At 65.6% G+C, this 19,885-nt stretch carries 26 protein-coding genes; 12 read left to right on the top strand and 14 right to left on the bottom strand.

What is annotated here, in order from left to right; all coding sequences use genetic code 11:
• Positions 1 to 188 precede the first annotated feature (188 nt).
• The 3 genes from ACFWF1_RS31815 to ACFWF1_RS31805 all read right to left on the bottom strand — a co-directional run bounded on the left by ACFWF1_RS31815 (position 189) and on the right by ACFWF1_RS31805 (position 2,571).
• Complete coding sequence (locus tag ACFWF1_RS31815; protein ID WP_379283509.1) at positions 189 to 1,268, bottom strand: ATP-binding protein; 1,080 nt, start codon at positions 1,266 to 1,268, stop codon at positions 189 to 191.
• On the bottom strand, positions 1,255 to 1,965 hold the full coding sequence (locus ACFWF1_RS31810; protein WP_379283508.1) for a response regulator transcription factor: 711 nt from the start codon (positions 1,963 to 1,965) through the stop codon (positions 1,255 to 1,257). Before ACFWF1_RS31810 ends, ACFWF1_RS31815 begins: the two co-directional genes overlap by 14 nt.
• 276 nt (positions 1,966 to 2,241) lie before the next feature.
• Complete coding sequence (locus tag ACFWF1_RS31805; RefSeq protein WP_379283507.1) at positions 2,242 to 2,571, bottom strand: hypothetical protein; 330 nt, start codon at positions 2,569 to 2,571, stop codon at positions 2,242 to 2,244.
• A gap of 309 nt (positions 2,572 to 2,880) precedes the next feature.
• On the opposite strand from ACFWF1_RS31805, the gene ACFWF1_RS31800 reads away from it, so the two are divergent.
• Positions 2,881 to 3,123, top strand: a complete 243-nt coding sequence (locus ACFWF1_RS31800) for a hypothetical protein (RefSeq protein WP_379283506.1) — start codon at positions 2,881 to 2,883, stop codon at positions 3,121 to 3,123.
• A 42-nt stretch (positions 3,124 to 3,165) separates the two neighbouring features.
• Here ACFWF1_RS31800 and ACFWF1_RS31795 read toward each other — a convergent pair whose 3' ends face one another.
• From ACFWF1_RS31795 to ACFWF1_RS31780, 4 genes are all read right to left on the bottom strand, one after another.
• Positions 3,166 to 3,951 carry an RNA polymerase sigma factor SigF gene (locus ACFWF1_RS31795; RefSeq protein WP_379283505.1) on the bottom strand — a complete coding sequence of 262 codons (786 nt, stop codon included), beginning with the start codon at positions 3,949 to 3,951 and terminating at the stop codon, positions 3,166 to 3,168.
• A complete protein-coding gene (locus ACFWF1_RS31790) occupies positions 3,941 to 4,372 on the bottom strand; it encodes an anti-sigma factor (protein ID WP_379283504.1) in 432 nt (143 codons plus the stop codon). The genes ACFWF1_RS31795 and ACFWF1_RS31790 overlap by 11 nt, the downstream gene beginning before the upstream one ends.
• A gap of 174 nt (positions 4,373 to 4,546) precedes the next feature.
• Positions 4,547 to 5,221, bottom strand: coding sequence for a PAS and ANTAR domain-containing protein (locus tag ACFWF1_RS31785; RefSeq protein WP_379283908.1), 675 nt, complete (start codon positions 5,219 to 5,221; stop codon positions 4,547 to 4,549).
• A gap of 98 nt (positions 5,222 to 5,319) precedes the next feature.
• Positions 5,320 to 5,727: an STAS domain-containing protein gene (locus ACFWF1_RS31780; RefSeq protein ID WP_379283502.1), complete on the bottom strand. Its 408-nt coding sequence runs from the start codon at positions 5,725 to 5,727 to the stop codon at positions 5,320 to 5,322.
• Between the two features lie 296 nt (positions 5,728 to 6,023).
• Here ACFWF1_RS31780 and ACFWF1_RS31775 point away from each other — a divergent pair, with 296 nt between their 5' ends.
• Positions 6,024 to 6,266, top strand: coding sequence for a hypothetical protein (locus ACFWF1_RS31775; protein ID WP_379283501.1), 243 nt, complete (start codon positions 6,024 to 6,026; stop codon positions 6,264 to 6,266).
• Between the two features lie 162 nt (positions 6,267 to 6,428).
• Positions 6,429 to 7,649, top strand: a complete 1,221-nt coding sequence (locus ACFWF1_RS31770) for a glycosyltransferase (RefSeq protein ID WP_379283500.1) — start codon at positions 6,429 to 6,431, stop codon at positions 7,647 to 7,649.
• A gap of 3 nt (positions 7,650 to 7,652) precedes the next feature.
• On the opposite strand, the gene ACFWF1_RS31765 is transcribed toward ACFWF1_RS31770, so the two are convergent.
• A complete protein-coding gene (locus ACFWF1_RS31765; protein WP_379283499.1) occupies positions 7,653 to 8,201 on the bottom strand; it encodes a DUF6328 family protein in 549 nt (182 codons plus the stop codon).
• 148 nt (positions 8,202 to 8,349) lie between these two features.
• On the opposite strand from ACFWF1_RS31765, the gene ACFWF1_RS31760 reads away from it, so the two are divergent.
• The 6 genes from ACFWF1_RS31760 to ACFWF1_RS31735 all read left to right on the top strand — a co-directional run bounded on the left by ACFWF1_RS31760 (position 8,350) and on the right by ACFWF1_RS31735 (position 11,585).
• The gene (locus ACFWF1_RS31760; protein ID WP_379283498.1) at positions 8,350 to 9,069 is read left to right on the top strand and encodes a metallophosphoesterase; all 720 of its coding nucleotides are present in this window, start codon (positions 8,350 to 8,352) and stop codon (positions 9,067 to 9,069) included.
• 122 nt (positions 9,070 to 9,191) lie between these two features.
• Positions 9,192 to 10,166, top strand: coding sequence for a glycosyltransferase family 9 protein (locus ACFWF1_RS31755; protein WP_379283497.1), 975 nt, complete (start codon positions 9,192 to 9,194; stop codon positions 10,164 to 10,166).
• A 66-nt stretch (positions 10,167 to 10,232) separates the two neighbouring features.
• Positions 10,233 to 10,574 (top strand): hypothetical protein, encoded by a 342-nt coding sequence (locus tag ACFWF1_RS31750; RefSeq protein WP_379283496.1) that lies wholly within the window; start codon positions 10,233 to 10,235, stop codon positions 10,572 to 10,574.
• A gap of 1 nt (position 10,575) precedes the next feature.
• A complete protein-coding gene (locus tag ACFWF1_RS31745; RefSeq protein WP_379283495.1) occupies positions 10,576 to 11,037 on the top strand; it encodes a hypothetical protein in 462 nt (153 codons plus the stop codon).
• A gap of 2 nt (positions 11,038 to 11,039) precedes the next feature.
• Positions 11,040 to 11,357, top strand: coding sequence for a hypothetical protein (locus ACFWF1_RS31740; RefSeq protein WP_379283494.1), 318 nt, complete (start codon positions 11,040 to 11,042; stop codon positions 11,355 to 11,357).
• A 60-nt stretch (positions 11,358 to 11,417) separates the two neighbouring features.
• A complete protein-coding gene (locus ACFWF1_RS31735; protein WP_379283492.1) occupies positions 11,418 to 11,585 on the top strand; it encodes a hypothetical protein in 168 nt (55 codons plus the stop codon).
• Here the strand turns inward: ACFWF1_RS31735 and ACFWF1_RS31730 are convergent.
• On the bottom strand, positions 11,572 to 12,648 hold the full coding sequence (locus ACFWF1_RS31730; protein WP_379283491.1) for a P1 family peptidase: 1,077 nt from the start codon (positions 12,646 to 12,648) through the stop codon (positions 11,572 to 11,574). The two genes, ACFWF1_RS31735 and ACFWF1_RS31730, sit on opposite strands and share 14 nt — an antisense overlap.
• A gap of 116 nt (positions 12,649 to 12,764) precedes the next feature.
• Between ACFWF1_RS31730 and ACFWF1_RS31725 the strand changes: the two genes are divergently transcribed.
• On the top strand, positions 12,765 to 14,270 hold the full coding sequence (locus ACFWF1_RS31725) for an FAD-dependent oxidoreductase (RefSeq protein WP_379283490.1): 1,506 nt from the start codon (positions 12,765 to 12,767) through the stop codon (positions 14,268 to 14,270).
• A gap of 5 nt (positions 14,271 to 14,275) precedes the next feature.
• Here the strand turns inward: ACFWF1_RS31725 and ACFWF1_RS31720 are convergent, their stop codons facing one another.
• Positions 14,276 to 14,800: an AAA family ATPase gene (locus ACFWF1_RS31720; protein WP_379283489.1), complete on the bottom strand. Its 525-nt coding sequence runs from the start codon at positions 14,798 to 14,800 to the stop codon at positions 14,276 to 14,278.
• A gap of 142 nt (positions 14,801 to 14,942) precedes the next feature.
• Between ACFWF1_RS31720 and ACFWF1_RS31715 the strand changes: the two genes are divergently transcribed.
• Complete coding sequence (locus tag ACFWF1_RS31715; RefSeq protein WP_379283487.1) at positions 14,943 to 15,551, top strand: HAD family hydrolase; 609 nt, start codon at positions 14,943 to 14,945, stop codon at positions 15,549 to 15,551.
• Positions 15,552 to 15,580: 29 nt separating this feature from the next.
• On the opposite strand, the gene ACFWF1_RS31710 is transcribed toward ACFWF1_RS31715, so the two are convergent.
• From ACFWF1_RS31710 to ACFWF1_RS31700, 3 genes are all read right to left on the bottom strand, one after another.
• The gene (locus ACFWF1_RS31710) at positions 15,581 to 16,759 is read right to left on the bottom strand and encodes a hydroxylase (RefSeq protein WP_379283486.1); all 1,179 of its coding nucleotides are present in this window, start codon (positions 16,757 to 16,759) and stop codon (positions 15,581 to 15,583) included.
• A gap of 136 nt (positions 16,760 to 16,895) precedes the next feature.
• Positions 16,896 to 17,765: an inositol monophosphatase family protein gene (locus tag ACFWF1_RS31705; RefSeq protein ID WP_379283485.1), complete on the bottom strand. Its 870-nt coding sequence runs from the start codon at positions 17,763 to 17,765 to the stop codon at positions 16,896 to 16,898.
• A gap of 83 nt (positions 17,766 to 17,848) precedes the next feature.
• A complete protein-coding gene (locus tag ACFWF1_RS31700) occupies positions 17,849 to 18,919 on the bottom strand; it encodes a hypothetical protein (protein ID WP_379283484.1) in 1,071 nt (356 codons plus the stop codon).
• A 291-nt stretch (positions 18,920 to 19,210) separates the two neighbouring features.
• On the opposite strand from ACFWF1_RS31700, the gene ACFWF1_RS31695 reads away from it, so the two are divergent.
• A complete protein-coding gene (locus ACFWF1_RS31695; protein ID WP_379283483.1) occupies positions 19,211 to 19,531 on the top strand; it encodes a hypothetical protein in 321 nt (106 codons plus the stop codon).
• A 26-nt stretch (positions 19,532 to 19,557) separates the two neighbouring features.
• On the opposite strand, the gene ACFWF1_RS31690 is transcribed toward ACFWF1_RS31695, so the two are convergent.
• Positions 19,558 to 19,845, bottom strand: coding sequence for a muconolactone Delta-isomerase family protein (locus tag ACFWF1_RS31690; protein WP_379283482.1), 288 nt, complete (start codon positions 19,843 to 19,845; stop codon positions 19,558 to 19,560).
• Between the last annotated feature and the right edge of the window lie 40 nt (positions 19,846 to 19,885).

Below are 19,885 nucleotides of genomic sequence, written 5' to 3'. Positions count from 1 at the left end.
CCACGGCGGGTCCCGGCCGAGTGCGGGTCTGGGTGGAGCCAAGTGCGGCTGCGGCCTGTTCGACGCGGATTCGTTCGATCTCCGCGGTGTTCAACGTTGGCAGTGGCATACAACTCCCTCGTCGCTAGTACTTATCCAGGCTTACGAACCAACTTTGAGGTGACCTGGTCGACTTCATTACGGTTGTGTTACGACTCGATTGCCTCGAGTCCGGGCAAGGTGACGACGAACCGCGCGCCGCCACCCGGGCGATCGGCGCATTCGACCTGGCCACCGTGCTTGGCGACGGTCTCGGAGACCAGCGCGAGGCCGATGCCGGTGCCCGTCGCGGAACGCCGTCCGCTGCGTGCTGTCGCGAAACGTTCGAAGATACGAACCCGGTCCAGCGCGGGCACGCCGGGCCCGGCGTCGTCCACCACGATCACCGCATCGCCGCCCCGGCGGTCCGCGGTCACCGCCACGACGCCACCGCCGTGCAGATCGGCGTTGCGCAGCAGGTTGCCCACCGCGCGCTCCAGCTCGAGCTTGCGGCCGCGCACCACTACGTCGTCGGCGATGCTCAGCAGTTCCGGCGCATACCGCCGCTCGGCGAGGGTGTGGGTCAGCAGATCGCGCACCGACAGCGGTTCCATATCGCCGCGATGCATGCCCGCCTCGACCCGCGCCAAGGCCAGCAGATCGTCGAGCAACCGCCGCAGATGGTCCACCTCGACGGTGACCAGACCGAGCGCCCGCTGCGAACGTTCGGGCAGATCCGCGCTATGCCGATTGAGCACATCGACACTGGCCATCAAAGTGGTTAGCGGCGTACGCAATTCGTGACTGACGTCCCCGAACAGCCGATGCTCCCGCTCGATCCGGCGCTGCAGCGAGTCGACCATGCTGTTGAACGACTGCACCGTGGTCGCCAGATCCTGGTCTTCGGTGGCGGACAGGCGCAAATCCAGGTCACCCGAGGCGATCTCGGCCGCGGCGCCGGCCAGCTGATGCAGCGGCTTCAGCACGCGCCTGCTCGCCCACCAGCCGACCCCGGCACCGATCAGCGTCACCACCACGGCGCAGCCGATCAGCACATTGCGCAGCAGGTTCAGATTCGACTGCAGGCCGGTGCCGCCGGCCTGCGCGTGTTCCAGGTAGCTGCGGCTGATGGTGAACACCGACACGACGAGCACCAGCGACATGAGCGCGGCGATCGCCGCGAACATGGCGGACACCCGGCCGCGCAGACTCCAGCGTTTCGGATCGAACCAGCGCTCAGCGCTGGACATCGAGGCGATAGCCGAGCCCGCGCACGGTGACCACGATGCGTGGATCGGACGGATCCCTCTCGATCTTGGTGCGCAGCCTGCGCATGTGCACGTCGACGATCCGCTCGTCACCGAAAAACCCTTGGTCCCACACACGTTCGAGCAACACGGTGCGGCTGAGCACCCGGCCCGGCGCCTCGGCCAGCTCACACAGCAGCCGGAACTCGGTGAGCGTCAGCCGGATCTCCTCGTCGCCGCGCCGGACCACGCCGCCGTCCTGCGCGAGCACCAGCGGGGTGTCCGGGTGAGCGTCGAGCACCATCTCCTGCGGCGCGTCACGCTCGACGGTCGGCCGGGCGCGGCGGCGCACCGCCCGCATCCGCGCGGTGATCTCCTTGATCTCGAACGGCTTCGTCACGAAGTCGTCGGCGCCGGCTTCCAGCGCGGCCACCACGTCGTGGGTATCGTCGCGGGCACTCACCACAATGATCGGCACGTCGTGCTCGCGGCGGATCTCGCGGATGCAATCGAAACCATCCATGCCGCCGAGCATGAGATCGACGATCATCACATCGGGAACACCGTTGCTGCGCAGATGGGTGAGCGCGTCCTCGGCCTCTTCCGCCTCCTCGACGTCATAGCCTTCGTCCTCCATGGCGAGCCGCAGCGCACCACGGACCCGGTCGTCGTCCTCCACGATCATGAGGTTCGCGCTCAAATACCTATCCTTCGCAGACGCGCAGAACACATCGCCGGTACGGAACTTCGCATCCCCATACCGACGCGACATTCCGCTGTTCGAGCCACCTTGTTGCCGAGCTTCCAATTACCCGGACCAACCGTTTGGTAAACGTCAACTGGACGCTCGATCAAGAGTCAGGCTCGTCACCTCCACCCTGTACCCACTCACACCGTTACGCAACCGTTACGTGACTCCTGACACATTGCAGCTACGTGCTGTTCATGCGCATTGCCGCGAGGGTGTATCGCGACCTCAGCGATCTTCGCGAGTCGGGCGTTCCAGTCGATTGAAATTGCTGGGCGTCCCGTCCGCGCGCCGATCCTGATAGCGGAAATGCAGGTGCCGCTCATCGAAGGTGGCGAACCACGCGTCCCAATCCACCGGCCGCAGCACCGCACCCCCGTAGCCCGGAAAATCGAAGCGCAGCACCCGGAGTCGCCCTTCGTCTTCACTGCCCGGCATGGTCGCGGGGCGCGCACCACGCCGCTCCGCCCACTGCCGGATGATGTCGTGATTCTGGGTGACGCGCGTGCGCTCCACATTCGTGGCGCGGGTGCGAACCATCCACTCTGGTGACTGCATTTCCTGCTGGTATTTCGGCGACCTCGCGCTCCCCGATCCGGCGTACGGATTCCGGGTGCCTAGTCGGTGATCGTTCATAAACGAGCTCCTGAGCCATCGGCATCGTATGTCCGGCTGTCTTTCACGTACCCGACGTGAACTTCGTGCAAACCGGCTGTTGGTCACTCGACCGTCGATTGTGGGCATGCGGGTGCCGAAAAACGCTGACCGGCAGTGCGTCTGTGAGGCGAGTCACCCGCAATCGAGTGGCGAATGCGGCCGATTCAGGTGTCCTCGGGTGGGTAACTACCCACCCGAGGAGGAATACACATGACCAGTCCGATCTCTCCCGAACCGAGCCCGATCCCACCGCCGTATCCCAGCCCCGATCCGGTCCCGCCGGTACCCGGGCCCGACCCGGCGCCCGCGCCGCCCGACCCGATATCCCCGGTTCCCGGACCCGATCCGGCACCGGCCCCGCCGAACCCCGGTGGGCCGAGCCCGCTGCCACCCGTCCCGGAACCGGGCGGACCGTTCCCGCCTGCCCAACCCGCCCCGCCAAATCCCCTGTGATTCAGCTGATTCAGCCCTTGTGGTTTCCGGCTATTCGGGCAATCAATCCCGTAATGCCTGCTCGCGCAGCTGATTCAGGGTTCTCGACAGAATCCGCGAGACGTGCATCTGGGAGACACCCAGCACGTCTGCGATCTGGGTCTGCGTCTTGTTCTCGAAGAACCGCATGATCAGCACCTGACGCTCCCGCTCGGGCAGCTCTTCGATCAGTGGACGAACGGCGAGGAAGTCCTCCACCAGATGGTAGGAGGGCTCCTCTGCCCCAAGGCTTTCCAGCAGCGGCAGCGGCGCGTTCTCGATGTCGTCGCCGGCCACCGCGTCGATGGACGAGGACTGGTAGGCATTGCCCGCGATCAGCGCCTGGGTGACCTCGACCAGATCGACGTCCAATTCCGCGGCGATCTCGCGGGCGCGCGGCATCCGGCCGAGCCGCTGCGACAGCGCCTCCACCGTCACGCCGATGCTGAGCTGAATCTCCTTGGTGCGCCGCGGTACTCGCACCGACCAGGTGTTGTCCCGGAAGTGCCTGCGCACCTCGCCCATGATGGTCGGCACCGCGAACGCCAGAAACGACGAGCCGCGGGTGACGTCGAACCGGTCCGTGGCCTGCACCAGACCGAGCCGGGCGACCTGCAGCAGATCGTCGAAATTCTCACCGCGCCCGGCGAATTTACGCGCGATGTGCTCGGCGAGCGGCAGACAGCGCCCGATCAGCTCCTCGCGCATCGGCTCGCGCCGCGGGTCGTCCTCGGGCAGCGCGGCGATCTTCTCGAAGAGTGGCTCGATATTGTCGTAGCTGTCGCCGCGTGATCTCGATTCACCCGCCATCCGAAGCCCCTCGTATCCAACTGAAGTCGACGACAGTCGGATACCCGGAAAGGACGCCGTCGAACGGGGCCTGCGCCGCGGCGATCGAATGGGTCAGCGTGCGCACGATATGCCAGCCGAATCCGGCCTGTCCCACCACCGATTCCGAGGTGGCCACGGAGGCGACATGGACGAACATTTGCCTGCTGTCATAGGTGAATTCGCAATCGAGGCCGGAGCCGGGCACCGCGTCCAGGATCAGCGAGGTGGCCACCTCGTCCAGCGCGAGGCGAATGTCGGTGACCTCATCGAGCGCGAAATCGGCGATGAGGGCGACCGTCTCGGCGAGCGCGCGCAACATCGTCAACTGTTCCAGCTGCGCGGGGATCCGGACGCCGATTGTTGTTGTTTCCGTTGAGGATCGGGAAGTCCATTCCCCCATGCCCATCACCACCTTGCTCTCGCAGCCAGCCCGGAGACGTCGGATACTCGTCTCGCCGAGTTCTTCCGGGCTGCCCGCTGCCCGACACCGCGACAGGCCAGAACTCCAAGGTCGCGGCGCTCCTCATCCCTACCGTCGTACCCGCCGCGGTACACCCGAAACGTGCGCGCGAGATCAGCCCACGTCGATCCGCTGGTGCGCGGTCAGCAGCAGATGGTCGAATTGGGTGCGTAATCCGACGGTCGAGCTGGTCAGCGAGCCGAGGTCGGCGACAAGGCGCGAGGCGAGCGTGCGCAGCTTGATGTTGGTCTCCTGCGAGCGCCAACTGAGTACCCGGAACGCCTGTTCCGAGCTGACGCCGTAGACCAGCATCACCGCGCCCTTGGCCTGCTCGATCACCGCGCGGGAGGCCCACAGTTCGGGGAGCGCGTCGTCCAGGGCTTCCTGCCGGTGGTGTTCGAGGGTGTCGGTCACGTCGATGTAGTAACCGGCCGTGCCCGCGACCTGGCCCTCGTGGTCGAACAGGTGGTCGGCGACGACGATGACGTGATGGATGCCGCCCTCGGTGTCGATGATCCGGTGCCTGCTGGAGAACGGCTCGCCCTCGTCGATGGACTTGGCCAACGCGTTGGCCACCTGGGCGCGATCGTCGGGGTGCTTGTGGGTCAGCAGCAGATCGGTAGTCGGTGCGACGGTGCCCGGTGAATAGCCGTGCATCGTGGCGACCTCGTCCGACCATTCCCAACGCTGATCGGCGAACCAGAAACGAAAACTACCGACACTCTGCGGTGTCCCTAATCCGATCACCCGGTCCAGCGCGAGGGAATCCTCGGGCTGGACCGGCCCCATTTCATTCACAGCGCAAGTATCCGTCGTTGACCAGCGGCACGCAGCCAGATCAACGCTCGCCACGCCGAAATCGGCGGCACAGGTGAATCAGGTGCTCCCTACGCGTCCAATGCCGCTTGCATCGACGGATAGTGGTTGAACAGCTGCCGCACGCCGGAGACCTCGAGCGACCGCTCGATCGCCTGCCGACCGGCCACGATACGCACATCGGTGCCGTCGCCCGCGGCGCGTCGTTTGACCGAGCCGAGCCCGTCGGCGGTCCGGAGACTGAGGAATTTCGCCGCTCGCAGATCGATCACCACGGCGTGACAGTTCGAGCGGACCGCCCGTTCGATCGTGGCAAAGAATTGCGGACTAGCGGCCGCATCCAATTCGCCTTCGACGCGGACCACCACGCATTGCTGGCGACGGTCTACGCCTTGCGCCCAGGAGTGGCCGGCGCGCGGCCCCGAGCCGTTCCGGTGCACGCCTTCGGCGTGCTCGAAGACAGCGGAACTAGCGGACATAACTGAACCTCCCGTATAAGGGGGGAATACCAGTTCTACGCGACAGGTTCGGCCGATGGGAAAAGAAGGGAGCGAACAACTGTCGCAACTGTACGAATCGGTTGCTGCTACGTTCCTATCGACCGGTTTCGGCGGGTGTGGTGCGCCCTGCGTCGAACCGGGGTCGGCTGTAGTCTCAACCTCCCTACAGTGTTGCACGGACCGCCACTGATGTCACAGCGTCACGGGTGACCCGCAGGTCACCGGCGCTGTGCAGTTGGGCGCGCAGGCGTCCTCGTGCTGGTCGGCTACCCACAATGCGGGCGGCCGAACCGCGGCGGATTGCCGATCCGGTGATCGGGTACGCCTTATCAATGCAGCCCGATCCGATCACGACCATGGACCCCGCCCCGCTGACCACCCCGGACTTGGCGCCGGGCGGTGGCGTTTCGCCCGGTCACCAGTTTCCCGGCACCGGCGTCGGCGCGATGATCGCGACGATGCTGTTCGTGGTCGCCTGCACCGCGGTCGCGGTCGGCATCATCGTGTCGATGATCTGAGACCCCCTCTCGTATCACGAAGCGGCGTCCGGGGTTTCGTTCTCGTGCGCACGGGCATAACTGGGACGTATCCGAATTCAACACATGTCACGCGATGCCTGGTCGCGGGCACCACGCAGCGTCGCAGTGTGCCTGTCACCCGTGGTGAGAACGGAGCACATCGTGAAGATTGCCATGGTTTCCGAACACGCCAGCCCGCTTACCGGGCCCGGCGCGACCACCGCGACCGGCCAGCACGTCCATGTCGCGGAATTGGCCGCCGCCTATGTGCGGCGCGGACACGACGTCACCGTGTACACCCGTCGTGACGATCCGAAGCTGCCCGCCGAGATCGTCACAGACGCGGGCTACCGCGTGGTGCACGTGACCGCGGGGCCGGCCGAACCGCTGCCGCGCGACCAAAGTCTGCCGCACCTAGGCGATTTCGGCACTTTCCTGCAGCGCCAGTGGGGTCTCGACACCCCCGACATCGTGCACGCGCACTTCTGGATGTCCGGCCTCGCAGCGGAATTGGCCGCACGCGCACACGGGATTCCGGTGGTGGTCACCTTCCACGCGCTCGGCACCGTGCGGCGCCGCCATCAGGGCCTGGCCGACACCAGCCCGCGCTCGCGCATCCGCTTCGAACGGCTGATCGCCGGGCGCGCAGCGCATATCGTGGCGACCAGCTCGGACGAGCTGATGGAGCTGACCAGGATGGGCGTTCCCCGGTTCCGTATCTCGATCGTGCCGAGCGGGGTCGACCTGTCCACGTTCACGCCGGAAGGCCCGGCCGCCGAACGCAACCAGCGACACCGCATGCACCGCGTGCTCGCGGTCGGAAGACTGGTGCCGCGCAAGGGATTCGACGTTGCGATCAAGGCGCTGCAGGAGTTGCCCGATACCGAACTGGTGATCGCGGGCGGCCCGGTCGGTGACGATATCGAGGACGACAGCGAGGGCAGGCGGCTGCGCAGGCTGGCGATGGAATACGGTGTGCAGGAACGGCTTCGGATGCTCGGCCACGTCCACCGGTCTGAGTTGCCGCGCTGGTATCGCTCGGCCGATGTGGTGCTCTGCACCCCGTGGTACGAGCCGTTCGGCATGGTGCCCCTGGAGGCGATGGCGTGCCGGAAGCCGGTGGTGGCCACTGCGGTCGGCGGCCTGCTCGACACCATCGTCGACGGCGTCACCGGCAGGCTCGTCGCACCGCCGGATCCGCTCACGGTAGCCAGGGCGGTCCGCCAGCTGCTCGAAGACAAGACCCTGCGCGATACCTGGGGTGCGGCCGGATATCAGCGCGCCGCGAGCCGCTACGCCTGGGATCAGGTCGCCCTCGAAACGCTCACCGCTTATCACCGGGCCGCGCCCGCGCACGCCGGGGACGTCGTTTCGGCCCGCTGACCGTCACCGGTCGCCGGGCTCGCTCGGTCCACGCCAATACAGCGGCGCGAACAGCCACGCCACCAGGAACAGCACCGCGATGGTCACCCCGGCGACTACGCCACCGGCCGTTCCGGCGACCATGCTCACCACCAGCACCATGGCCCCGGTCAACGCGATGCCGAGCAGGCCGACACCGGCCATCGCACACCGGTGGGCCGCGGCGACCACGTTGCCGAGACGATGCCGCCGGAACAGGATTCGATGCCAGGACACCGGCGCGACCAGAAACACGGTCGCCCCGATCGCGGCGCACAGGGTGATCAGATAGAGCACCCGCAGCGGGTGCGACAGCGTCCCGAACGACGCCTGGAACGGCACGATCAACAGTGCCGAGATGAGGAACTGCACCCCGGTCTGCACGACCCGCAGTTCCTGGATGAGGGTGCCCCAATTGCGGTCCAGCCGTTCGGTTTCGGTCTCACCGCGCACGTCCCGGTTCCAGGTGTCGTCACTGCCGGGCCCGAGCGGTTCATGCCCGCTCGATCGCCTCGACGAGTCGTCCTCGGTCATCTCCCACTCGCCCTTCCATTACTGGCCGTCGCGCACGAAAACGTGTACCCGGTCACCCCGCGATTAACCAGGTATCCGCCGGGTACCACCGCAGTGCGCGCCCCGACGTAGGCGTCCAGTCCATCGACAACGGAGAGAGTTGAGCCTCATGCGGATCGCGGCGATCGGCGATGTCCATTTCGGCACCGACTCGGCCGGCCTGCTCCGGCCCGAACTGCTCGAACTGCCGGGGCGGGCCGATGCACTGCTACTGGCCGGCGACCTGACCCACCATGGCACCCTGGACGAGGCACGGGTGGTGGCCGCCGAATTCACCGACCTCGGCCTTCCCGTGGTCGCGGTGCTCGGCAACCACGATCACCACAGCGACGCCGAAGCCGATATCGCGGCCATGCTGTGCGACCACGGCATCACCGTCCTGGAGGGCACCGCGGTCACGCTCGACATCGACGGCCGGACGCTCGGCATCGCCGGAACCAAAGGCTTCGGCGGCGGCTACGAAGGCAAGTGCGCGGGCATCTTCGGCGAGCGGTTGATGCGCGAATTCGCCGGGCACACAGCGGATCTCGCGGCCTCGCTCGGGTCGGCACTGGCGGAGCTTTCCACCGATGTCACCCTCGCCCTCACCCACTACTCCCCCGTCACCGACACCCTGATCGGCGAGCCGCCGGAGTTGTACCCGTTCCTCGGCTCCCACCTGCTCGGCAAGGCGATCGACGAATTCGGCGCCGATCTCGCACTGCACGGCCACGCCCACGCGGGCAGCGAACACGGGAAGACACCGGGCGGTGTCCCGGTGCGCAATGTCGCCCAGCCGGTCATCCACGCCGCCTACCGGGTTTACGAATTGGTGCCCGCCGCCACCTGATCGGCCATCGATGGAGAGCGGGCGTTTCGGATTTGCCGGCCCGGGCACACGTGTCGTATGGATGCGCCGACGACTGAAACGAAGCGATACCGGACCGCCGCGCACCGAGCGTTGTCTACCCGATGACCGGGCACGTGCTGGTGGCGCGACTGGACAGCGCAGGTGATGTGCTCCTCGCCGGGCCTGCCGTGCGCGCTGTCGCACGCAGAGCGGACTCGGTCACCTTTCTCGCCGGCCCGCGAGGCAGTTCGGCCGCCGCGCTGCTCCCCGGCGTGGACCGGGTGCTGCAATTCGAGGCCGCCTGGCTGGCAGCCGATCCGCCGCCGCTGACCGATGCGGGCGTGCGCGCGCTGATCGAATGCGTGCGCATGCTGGCGCCGGACGAGGCGCTCATCAGCACCTCGGCGCATCAGTCCCCGTTGCCGCTCGCGCTCCTGCTCCGGATGGCGGGTGTGCCGCGGATCAGTGCGATCACCACCGACGAGGCCGGCTCGCTGCTCGACGTCCGTCACCGCGTGAACGACGATATGCCGGAACAGATTCGAGCGTTGTCGCTGGCCGTCGCGGCGGGCTATCCGCCGGGCGGTCACCGGCTGCGGGTGCGCGACGATCTGCCCGAGGTCGCCGAATTGACCGGTGGCCCAGGCTATGTCGTGCTGCATCCCGGTGCCACCGAGCCGGCCCGGCGGATGTCGGCGCCGCGCAGCAGGCAGGTGGCCGCGGCGCTGGCCGAGGCGGGCCATCGCGTGGTGGTGACCGGCAGCGCGGCCGAGCGGGCGCTCACCGACACCGTCGCCGACGGGCATGCCCGCGATCTCGGCGGGGTCACCGATCTGGCCTGCTTCGCCGCCGTGCTGCGTGATGCCGACGCGGTGGTCGCCCCGAATACCGGCGCCGCCCCGTTGGCCGCCGCGGTGGCAACCCCCGTCGTTTCGCTGTTCGCACCGGTCGTGCCCGCCCGGCGCTGGGCGCCCTACGGCGTGCCGACCATCGTGCTCGGCGATCAGACCGCGCCGTGCGGGCGGTACGGCCTCGACGCCATCCCGGACATCGCGATCGTCTCCGCGACCGAGCAGGTGCTGCGCGCCACCGATTGATCTTCGGCTGGCCGGGTATGCGGTCGAATGCCCCCTCTTCGGTGGGTAGGACCAGAAAGGATCCCTATGCTCCCCGGACCGGACGAGACGACCACGGGACACAGCGGCGCCGAACACCACGGCCGCCCCGACGACAACTTCCCGGACTACACCAGGACCTCGCGTGCCCACGTCGGGGAATCCATCGAGGACGCCCGCAATTGGCCCGGCATCATTCTGGTGGCGATCGGCCTGGTCGGCCTTGGGCTGACGCTCACGGCGGCCGGATACGGCTTCGGCGGCTGGGTCATCATCGGCTCCATCGCGACCGTGGTGTGCATCGGCTTGGGCATTCTCCTGGTCGTGCTCGAACATCGTCGCCTGAAGAACCGTGAGGGCTTGAACCTCACCGATCAGGCAGGTCATTGAGATGAGCCGATCGCACCATCGGCCGGTGCTGCGCGCGCTGCTGATCGCCGGTGTGCTCGCGTCGGCACCGCTGGTCGCCGCGTGTTCGGACAATAACTTGGGCCCAGCGACCCCGGCCACCGCGACGAACAGCACCATCGTCTTCTCGATGCCGTCGGCCTCGCCCGAGGTGCCCGACCCCGACGCCCAGATCTCCGCCGCAGCGGCAAAACAGTTGTGCGACATGATGCGCCCGGACATCGACAAGTGGCGCACCGACGGCGCGGCGGTCGGCCGAGTCTCCTTCAACGGCACCGTGCACGACTGGGCGGCCCGCAACGGCGGACTCAACGGCGCTGTGCTGAAGGACCGTGGCGTCGTCGACCAGATCACCACGCAACACTGTCCCGATGTGCGCCAGCAGGCGCTCGGGGCGCTCGACACCGATGACCTTGCCAGTGCCCTTGTCGGATTCGGAGGCTGACCATGATCAAGACCACCAAGTTCTTCGTGTTCGTGCTCATCGCGGCGTTCTTCGTCGGCGGCTGCGGTGACGAGCCGAAGAAGCTCGTCAACAAGGGCGGCAGCACGCCGTGCAGCGAGTTCACCGCGCAGGATGCCGACAAGCAGCGGATCACCGTCACCAAATTCCTGGAGCAGGAACGCAACAATGACTCGTCGGCCCCTGACGGCCAAACTATCGATGCGGCCATCGCATCTATCAAACTGATGTGCGTGGCACAGGCCAACCCGGACACCCCGATCAACAAGGCCGACCTGACCGGCATCCTGGTCCCGAAGTAACCGAACACATTCCGTTCAGAACGAGGCGAACACATGACAGCGCGTCACCACCGAAACGTCGTGGAACTCCTTGCTCTGCAACACAACCGGATGCGTGAATTACTCGACGACCTGCAGTCGACGGCGGGACCGGACCGCAGGGAGTCGTTCGAGGAGTTCGCGCGCTGGCTCGCCGTGCACGAGGCCACCGAGGCGGAATTGATGACGGGCACCGTCAGCTCGTTGTGAGCAACCGCAGCACCTGATCCACCGGCAGCGCCGGTGAGCGATGACCGCCGCGGCCGATCATCGTCTCACCGGCGAACAGCACGTTGACCACGGCTTCCTCGACGACCTGCACGACCGCGTCGTAGAACGGGTTGAGCTGGCCCCACGGGATGAATGTCAGTTGCTCGTACGGGGTTTCGGCGTTCGGGAAGGTGCTGGTGAGTGCGCCCTCGTTGGCGGTCGAGAAGGCGAGGAAGATGTCGCCGGAGAAGTGGGAGCCGCTGGTTCCGGTGCGGGCCAAGCCGAGTGGCACCCGGCGGGTCAGCGCGGTCAGTTGGCCGGGCAGCAGCGGGGCGTCGGTCGCGATGACGACGATGACCGAGCCGGAGCCCGACGGTGCGGTCCACTCCCCCAGCGGATCGTCCTCGGCCAGCAGTGGCCCGACGGGGACGCCGCGGATCGTAAGTTCTTTCCGGGAGCCGAAATTCGCCTGCACGAAGGCGCCGACCGTGTAGGTGTCCTTGCCGTAACCGACTCGGCGCGAAGCGGTTCCGCTGCCGCCCTTGAAGCCGTAACAGTTCATGCCGGTGCCGCCGCCGACGCTGCCCTCGGCGATCGCGCCGCCCGCCGCGGCGTCGATCGCGGCCACCGCGTCGGCGGAGGTGACATGGGTGCCGTTGATGTCGTTGAGATAGCCGTCCCAGGTTTCGGCGACCACCGGAAGTGACCAGTCGTCGGGCAATTCGGGAAACGCGCCGATCAGCCAGTCGATGATGCCGCGATGGCAGGTGCCGACCGCGTGCGTGTTGGTGATCAGGATCGGCAGTGCCAGCGAACCCGTCTCGGTGAGCCAGGTGGTTCCGGTCATCTCGCCGTTGCCGTTGAGCGAATACCAGCCTGCCGCACAGGGAGTGAACACCCGTTCGCGGCCGCGCGGCAGGATCGCCGTGACGCCGGTGCGCACGTCCTCGCCCCGGATGAGGGTGGTGTAGCCGACCTCGACACCAGGAACGTCGGTAATCGCGTTCAAATCTCCGGTGGCTCCAGGGAATTGCAGCCCATACTCCCTTGCGCGCACATTCATGGGATGATCTTAGGCAAGGAAACGTTCTTCCGCTCGGAAACTTCTGCGGTTCAGATACCGATTTTCCTGCGGCAACCGGTGGGTTTGCCGATCGGCACACCGGCTATGCCGTGGTTATGACGCCACTATGGTTGAACGACGCAGAGGTTCCGGCACGGCTGCGATTGACGCCAGGATCGCGCTTCGACACTGTCGTGATCGGCGGCGGTCTCACCGGATTGGTGACCGCGCTGTTGCTGGCCGAGAGTGGCGTCGAGGTGGCGGTGGTCGAAGGGCGACGGGTCGGTGCGGGTACCACCGGTGCCACCACCGGAAAGATCAGTCTGCTCCAAGGAACTCGGGCCCAGCAGATTCGCCGGCGGCATACCGCGGGCACACTGCGCGACTATGTCGCGGCGAATCGTGCAGGGCAGCAATGGTTGTTGCGGTTCTGCGAGGAGCACGGAGTGGGGGTGCAGCAGGTCGCCGCGCTCACCTACGCGCAGTCGGAGGCCGAAATCGGCAAGGTGCGAGCGGAATTCGAGGCGACGCGGGAGGCGGGACTGGCCACCGAGATGGTGGCGAAATTGGCGGTGCCGTTCCCGTCGTACGGTGCAGTGCGGCTGGATGATCAGGCTCAGGTCGATCCGATGGCGGTGCTGGCCGCGCTCGCCGCCGAGGTCGAATCGCATGGGGCGCCGGTCTATGAGTCGACCATGGTGCGCGGAGTGCGCGGTGGGTTGAACGGGGATCTCACCGTGGAGACCGAGCATGGGGATCTCGGTGCGGGAACAGTTGTGCTGGCCACCGGTACACCGATTCTCGATCGTGGTGGGTTCTTCGCCCGGCTCACGGCTCAGCGCTCTTATCTCGCGGCCTTCCACGTGGACGAGCCGATTCCGCACGAAATGTACCTCAGTGCAGGACAACCCACTCGCTCACTGCGTTACGCGCCGACACCCGACGGCGACGTGCTGCTGGTCGGCGGGAACGGTCACGTCGTCGGGCGCACCAGGTCGGAGCGCCGGCAGGTCGACGAGTTGCTGCGCTGGACGCAAACCTGGTTCCCCACAGCGGAACCCATGCAGGAGTGGTCGGCTCAGGACTACACTCCGGTCGGCGAACTGCCCTATGTCGGCCCGTTGCTGCCAGGGCAGGACAACATTCTGGTCGGCACCGGATACGCGAAATGGGGCCTCACCAACGGTGTTGCCGCGGCACTGGCGCTCGCCGGACGCATCACCGGTAAGCCACCGAGCTGGAGTGGGGCGTTGGCCAGTTGGCGGCCGGACGAACTCAAGGCGCTGCCGTCCGCCACCCTCTCGAACAGTGCTGTGGCCCAGCAACTCACGGCCGGGTGGCTACGCATGGCGACCCACACCTCCGACCAGGTACCTGCGGAGGGCTGCGGCACTGTCGAACGGCGCGGAGTACGGCCCACCGCCACCTGCACGGTCGACGGCACCACCACCGAACTGTCCGCCGTCTGCCCGCATCTCTACGGCATCGTCCGCTGGAACGATGCCGAACGCTCCTGGGACTGTCCGCTGCACGGTTCCCGCTTCGCGCCCGACGGGACGCTCCTGGAAGGTCCCGCCACCAAGCCGCTCACCCCGCTGAGCGCGCCGCAGGACATGCCATAGCGGCCCTATGTCACCGGCTGCGCGCGGGCCAATATCTCGTCGACGGTCTGCTGAACCGTGAGATACGAAGTGTCCAGCCACAATCCGACCCGCGGCGTGCTCTGCCACAGCGCCGCATCCAACTCCGCGACACTGAACGCCCCGTAGGCGGACTTCCCCCGCCCCGCCTCCCGCGCGGCAACAACTTCCGGCCGCGGCGCCAGCACCACCACGAACAGTGGCCGCGTCTCGATCTGATCAATGGTGTACTGCATCAACTCCCCCAGCACCGTGTCCTGCACGATCGCCGTAAACCCCTCCGCCGCATAAGCATCAGCAGCCTTGGCGGCCAGCCGATGCCGCAGACACAGCTGCCGCAGCGCCTCCTGCGACGGCTCCTGACGCATCTCCTCGCGCCCGCCGACCACGAACCGCCGAAACGTATCGCCCCGCACATGCGCCGACCGCGGCAACCGCTCGGCCAGCGCCTGCGCCACCGTCGACTTTCCGGCCGCCTGAATGCCGGAGATGAGGTAGACCGAAGGTGTCATGGCGATCATGATTGCACTCGAGGCAACCGAGTGCCCGTTGACGGCCGAATCGGTCATCGCGCCACCGAAACCTGCTGGCCTTACCTGATCTGGCAACGAGGTCGACCAATTAGCGGATAGGTTGTCCCTACACTGGTGCGGTATGGGGGTACGCGCGGTCCTGTTCGACATCGGCGGGGTTCTCGAAATCACCTCGGAGATGACGTTTCTCGGCGATTGGCTGGGGCGACTCGGGCTATCGGCCGACGAGATCGATCCGGCCCTGATCGATATCTGGAAAGCGGGCGAACTCGGCACGGTCACCGAATCGGAGATACACGAGGCGATCCGGGTAGGTCTGGCCATCGATCAGTCGGTCGCCGACGCCGTGATCGCCGACATGTGGGAACAGTATCTCGGCGTCGCGAACACCGAACTGATCGAATACCTCCGCGCATTGCGCCCGCGATACCGCACCGGACTGTTGAGCAACAGTTTCGTCGGCGCCCGCGAACGCGAAAGAGCCGCCTACGGTTTCGAGCATTTGGTCGACGACATCGTGTACTCCCACGAGGTCGGCATGGCCAAACCCGATCCCCGGATCTACCTCCTGGCCTGCGCGCGCCTAGACGTCGACCCCTGCGAGACGGTGTTCATAGACGACTCAGAGATAGCAGTCGCAGGAGCCGAGTCCGTGGGAATCACCACGATCCACCACGTGAGCAATGCGGCCACCGTCTCCGCGCTGGACACCTTGTTGTCGAAGCCGTAGACAAACACCGCGAAATCGCCGGTGAGAGATCAGATCATCGAGCGATGGATTCCCTGGGGCTCACCGCCGAGTTGAGTCAGAGCTGACGAATGGAAGATCGAGCCCGGTACGTGGATGGCGTGGGACAGGCCCGCGTGTGCGTCGCGCCAGAAGCGTTGCAGCGGTGTCTTCATTTGCAGCGCACCGCCGCCCGAGCGGGCGAAGATTTCGTCGACGGCGCGGACTACCCGCCATGCGGCGGCGGTTTGGGTGCGGCGACCGATCGCGCGCATCTCGAAGGTGACTTCCTTGCCCTGGTCGACCAGGTCCCAGAACCGGTCCACCGTTTCGAGGATCGCGGCCCGCGACGCCGCGATCTCGGCGGCCGCATCACCGATCGCGTACAGCACATACGGATCTTCTTTGATCGGGATACCGGTGATCGCCACCCGCGATTTCTGTGCCGCGATGTGACACGCCAACGCGCCCTCGGCAATTCCGATCAGTGACGAGGTGATGCCGAGCGGGAAGATGCACGAGAACGGAAAGTTGTAGAGCGTCTCGGTACGCCCCGCCTCCTTCGCTGCAGTGCCATCGAACACCTTCGCCGCGTCTATCGTGCGATACGCCGGAACGAACGCATCCTTGACGATCAAATCCTTGCTCCCGGTCCCTCGCAGACCGACAACATCCCAACTCTCCTGATCGATCTCATAATCGCTGCGCGGCAACAACACATGCATCGTCTGTGGCGGCATCACCCGCTTGCCCCGCTCGTCGCCAAGAGCCGCCCCGATCATCACCCACTGACAATGATCCGTACCGGTCGAGAACGACCACCGCCCACTGAGCAGATACCCACCATCCACCGGCGTCGCCACCCCCATCGGCGCATAAGGCGACGCCATCCAAGTATCCGGATCGCTTCCCCACACCTCGTCCTGCGCCTTGGTATCGAAAAACGCCAACTCCCAAGGATGTACGCCAACAATCCCAGTAACCCACCCCGCAGCCCCATCCATCCCCCCGATCCCCATCGTGGTCTCCGCAAACTCCCGCGGATGCACCTCGAGCCCCCCATACTGCTTCGGCTGCAACATCCGAATAGCTCCCGCCTCCCGCAGCCGCCCAGCCGAAGTATCGGATAACCGCATCAACTTGTCCCCCTCCACCCCCGCCTCCCGAATCTCCTCCGAGTACTCCTCGACCCGATCCAGAACCAGCCCCATGACTCTCCCCGTCCGTACGACCATGCCTCCAAACTAGAACACGTTCCAGCGCGCCCGAAGCAAAATGACCACTCTTCGGGATCAGCGGATGGGCGGCCGGATCGGGCCAGCGCCGGATTCTGCGTGGCCGCACAACTCACAGACGCAGCGATGCTCGTATCTCATCGGCGAGCTCAGGGTTTCCGGCGGCAATGAACTTTTGACGCTTGCTCATGGCGCGCTTGATGTCGGACATCGAGCCCAGACGGCAGTCCAGTGGAATCGAGGTCCCGTGCAGGTCGACCACAGTCCCGCCTGCGGCGTGCAGAACGTAGCGTCCTGGCGACAAGTCCCAGATCGCGAAACCTTTCGCGAATTCGACCATGGCGTCCGAGAATCCGGCTGCTACGTGACAGAGTCCGATCGACCCGAAGTCGACACCGATGCGCCCCCTTGACTTTCCATCGCGGGACGGTGCGCTCAGCGCCCGCATCAGCTCCTGCTGCAGAGCCAGGGGTTGGAACCGCTGCTCTGGCCGCATCAGATAGTTCGTGACCAGCGCTTCCGAAAGCGATGCAGACGAAGGCTTTTCAAGGATGTGTTCGCCCCCGCCCACAGTCAGCATGAATGCTCGATCAGTGCCATCGTCACCGAGGGCGGCCAGGTAGATCTGGACATGATGGAAGATGTCGCCGACCACGGCAAAAACAGGCCGCGCCAGCTCGCGGGAATAGACCAGGACGTGGGTATAACCGTACAACCCTCGCACCGCCATCTCACTCGTATCGAGCGGATCGACGAGCACACAGAGATCCGGATCGACCTCGCCCCCAACGACTTCCGGATCCGCCTCCTCTGAGGCATAGACGAACGACGGGATGTGCTCGACGAGCAACTCTTTGTAGCGTTGATGCATCCACAGATCGAAGTCCGAAAGAAAATTATCGCCATGCCTGGGATTATCGTGTTCCGCGCGCCTGCCTGTCAGCGCCGCCTCGATCAGCCGCGGCCGGATTTCGTCCATCATCCGACGCACCAGATCAGCGATACCTCGAGCACGGAGCGGTATCTGACTCGAGCTACTCATAGGGCAAGCACCTTTGGGTAGGTTCATCGCAACTCCAACGGGGGCTCGATACCAGGCGGACTCATGGTGGCGGCAATGAATATGGCCTCGAAGTCGGCAGCCCGCATGATCTTTGCACCTGTCAGATCATCGAAGCTTTCCACCTTCAAATCACGCCCCTTCGTCATGGCACCGAATACGGCGAAATACAGCTCGGCTTTGGGGTATTTCGCACGCACCCGACGGGCAAGACAGCCGATCACGTCGGCGTGCTTGACCTCGAAGTCGCAGATGACGATGGTGGGCGCGTCTTTGGCGTCGGGAAAGTACGATGCCTCGTCCAGATCGATGCCATCACGGATCTTGTTGCACCGCAGGTAGCCGATCTTGCAGCGGGAGAAACGCGCCGAGGCAAGAAATGTCGCCATCACGAGACCTGCCTCGTTCACCCCGAAGCACACATCCACATCCAGGCGTCTACCCACGTTCTTGATTTGCGACGACAGACGCTCCACGCCGAATCCGAATGTCTCCCAGGTCAAATCGAGCAGCCGACCTGGCTGCGAGCTCGGCAAGGAGAACACGCAGATATCGGAGTTGCCGTACTCGACGGTCGGCACCGCGAGGACGAACTCATCGCCCACTTGGCTTGGCCAACTAGCCGAGTTCGGGACATGCCCACGCTGAACCCGAGACTGTACGCCTCGGTCATTGAGGCGCGCCGCACCGTCCGCTGTGAACTGCTTGAGGGACAACTGATCCTCGATCGGAAGACGTTCGTAGGCTTCGGCGATCAACTCGGTTGGCGACACCCGTTCCTCGGCCACGCCGAGCGGACCGCGACCGTAGGCAACACACAAAATCAGCAAACTCGACAACGACGGCGGTGAGCCCTGACCACGCCCACGCGCCCAGGCTTCCCACGCATTGATCGACGTACCGCCGAGGCTTGTCTGGTTTCCAGTGACCTCGTTATAACGCTCCGCAGCATTGTCTTGCGACAGGCCCGCGGCGTATCTATGCGCCTGCAAACTCGGCACATCCGGATACCTCGCCATCAACTCTGTCGCGGCACGTGTCACCGAACCCAGCTCGGTCCACAGCTTTCTGCCCACGGCGGCCATCTCCCGGCCACGCGCTTGTGGGCTCAAAGGATGGTTCGTCCGTGGATTCCCGTGCGCCGAACTCGATGAGGCTCCCACTGCATACGGCCCTTCGCGCAGTAAAGATACGAGGTCACCGACCTTACCCATCACGATGGGCAATACCAGACTTTCCGTGGAAACGGCAGGTCAGCTCGACCCACGCATCGGGCGATTGTCGACCCGTCACACAGGTGTGCAGTACCGGTGCTGAGTGCGACTGTTGTTGGCGCCAAGTCGAATCCAACTGAGAGGTGACCGTCGATGACCGCGTTCCGGACCACCCGAACCCAAGACGGCCACAAAGTCGCGATATGGCGGTTGACCGAACGTTCTGCGCGTATCGCGCGCGTGGAACTCACTACCGAAACGTTCACCGCGTATCGCCTGCCCTCGAAGACATCACTTCCGTCCGTGCAACCTGGAACGATCGTGTTCGACGCGTCCCCCGATCTAGCTGACGCTCGGGAAACCCTCCCTGAGCACAGCGATCTTTGGGATGCGCTGCGCGATGACTACTGGGCCGCCCTCCTGTGTGCTACCGATCTGCCGAACCTGCGGGGCCGTGACGGGGGGACGTGGTGACTAGCTCGATTCGCTGCACGCGGGGCTTACTGGCCCGGGTCGTTGGGGTGGGGTTGTAAGGGGGTGATGGTGAAGGTCATCCAGGCTCGTAAGGGGAGGGTGTCTAGGACGGTGGTGCGGAGGGCGGCTTCGTCGGTGGCGCGCCAGAGGCCGATGCTGCGGAGTTCGCCTACTGGGCGCCAGAGGCGGCCCAGGTTGCCGGTGGCGGCTAGTTCTTTGGCGCGTACCGCTTCGGCGGCACGGCGGGCATCGACGTCGGCTGGGTCGGTGCCGTCCGGGATCGTGGTGGTGATCTCGACGAGGAATTCCTGCATGGCTAATCGTGCGCCCGCCGCCAACGTGTCCGCAACGTCG

It is taken from the genome of Nocardia sp. NPDC060255, from assembly GCF_042727395.1.
Classification (GTDB): Bacteria; Actinomycetota; Actinomycetes; order Mycobacteriales; family Mycobacteriaceae; genus Nocardia.
The sequence above is the reverse complement of the archived record's forward strand: the minus strand, read 5'-3'. Positions and strand labels throughout refer to the sequence as shown.

Excerpts from the sequence above, each read along its gene's own strand:
- ACFWF1_RS31815 (WP_379283509.1), bottom strand. The coding sequence starts at position 1,268 with ATGTCCAGCGCTGAGCGCTGGTTCGATCCGAAACGCTGGAGTCTGCGC.
- ACFWF1_RS31805 (WP_379283507.1), bottom strand. The coding sequence starts at position 2,571 with ATGCAGTCACCAGAGTGGATGGTTCGCACCCGCGCCACGAATGTGGAG.
- ACFWF1_RS31800 (WP_379283506.1), top strand. The coding sequence starts at position 2,881 with ATGACCAGTCCGATCTCTCCCGAACCGAGCCCGATCCCACCGCCGTAT.
- ACFWF1_RS31795 (WP_379283505.1), bottom strand. The coding sequence starts at position 3,951 with ATGGCGGGTGAATCGAGATCACGCGGCGACAGCTACGACAATATCGAG.
- ACFWF1_RS31790 (WP_379283504.1), bottom strand. The coding sequence starts at position 4,372 with ATGGGGGAATGGACTTCCCGATCCTCAACGGAAACAACAACAATCGGC.
- ACFWF1_RS31785 (WP_379283908.1), bottom strand. The coding sequence starts at position 5,221 with ATGGGGCCGGTCCAGCCCGAGGATTCCCTCGCGCTGGACCGGGTGATC.
- ACFWF1_RS31780 (WP_379283502.1), bottom strand. The coding sequence starts at position 5,727 with ATGTCCGCTAGTTCCGCTGTCTTCGAGCACGCCGAAGGCGTGCACCGG.
- ACFWF1_RS31775 (WP_379283501.1), top strand. The coding sequence starts at position 6,024 with ATGCGGGCGGCCGAACCGCGGCGGATTGCCGATCCGGTGATCGGGTAC.
- ACFWF1_RS31765 (WP_379283499.1), bottom strand. The coding sequence starts at position 8,201 with ATGACCGAGGACGACTCGTCGAGGCGATCGAGCGGGCATGAACCGCTC.
- ACFWF1_RS31760 (WP_379283498.1), top strand. The coding sequence starts at position 8,350 with ATGCGGATCGCGGCGATCGGCGATGTCCATTTCGGCACCGACTCGGCC.
- ACFWF1_RS31755 (WP_379283497.1), top strand. The coding sequence starts at position 9,192 with ATGACCGGGCACGTGCTGGTGGCGCGACTGGACAGCGCAGGTGATGTG.
- ACFWF1_RS31750 (WP_379283496.1), top strand. The coding sequence starts at position 10,233 with ATGCTCCCCGGACCGGACGAGACGACCACGGGACACAGCGGCGCCGAA.
- ACFWF1_RS31745 (WP_379283495.1), top strand. The coding sequence starts at position 10,576 with ATGAGCCGATCGCACCATCGGCCGGTGCTGCGCGCGCTGCTGATCGCC.
- ACFWF1_RS31740 (WP_379283494.1), top strand. The coding sequence starts at position 11,040 with ATGATCAAGACCACCAAGTTCTTCGTGTTCGTGCTCATCGCGGCGTTC.
- ACFWF1_RS31730 (WP_379283491.1), bottom strand. The coding sequence starts at position 12,648 with ATGAATGTGCGCGCAAGGGAGTATGGGCTGCAATTCCCTGGAGCCACC.
- ACFWF1_RS31725 (WP_379283490.1), top strand. The coding sequence starts at position 12,765 with ATGACGCCACTATGGTTGAACGACGCAGAGGTTCCGGCACGGCTGCGA.
- ACFWF1_RS31720 (WP_379283489.1), bottom strand. The coding sequence starts at position 14,800 with ATGACACCTTCGGTCTACCTCATCTCCGGCATTCAGGCGGCCGGAAAG.
- ACFWF1_RS31715 (WP_379283487.1), top strand. The coding sequence starts at position 14,943 with ATGGGGGTACGCGCGGTCCTGTTCGACATCGGCGGGGTTCTCGAAATC.
- ACFWF1_RS31710 (WP_379283486.1), bottom strand. The coding sequence starts at position 16,759 with ATGGGGCTGGTTCTGGATCGGGTCGAGGAGTACTCGGAGGAGATTCGG.
- ACFWF1_RS31705 (WP_379283485.1), bottom strand. The coding sequence starts at position 17,765 with ATGATGGACGAAATCCGGCCGCGGCTGATCGAGGCGGCGCTGACAGGC.
- ACFWF1_RS31695 (WP_379283483.1), top strand. The coding sequence starts at position 19,211 with ATGACCGCGTTCCGGACCACCCGAACCCAAGACGGCCACAAAGTCGCG.
- ACFWF1_RS31690 (WP_379283482.1), bottom strand. The coding sequence starts at position 19,845 with ATGCAGGAATTCCTCGTCGAGATCACCACCACGATCCCGGACGGCACC.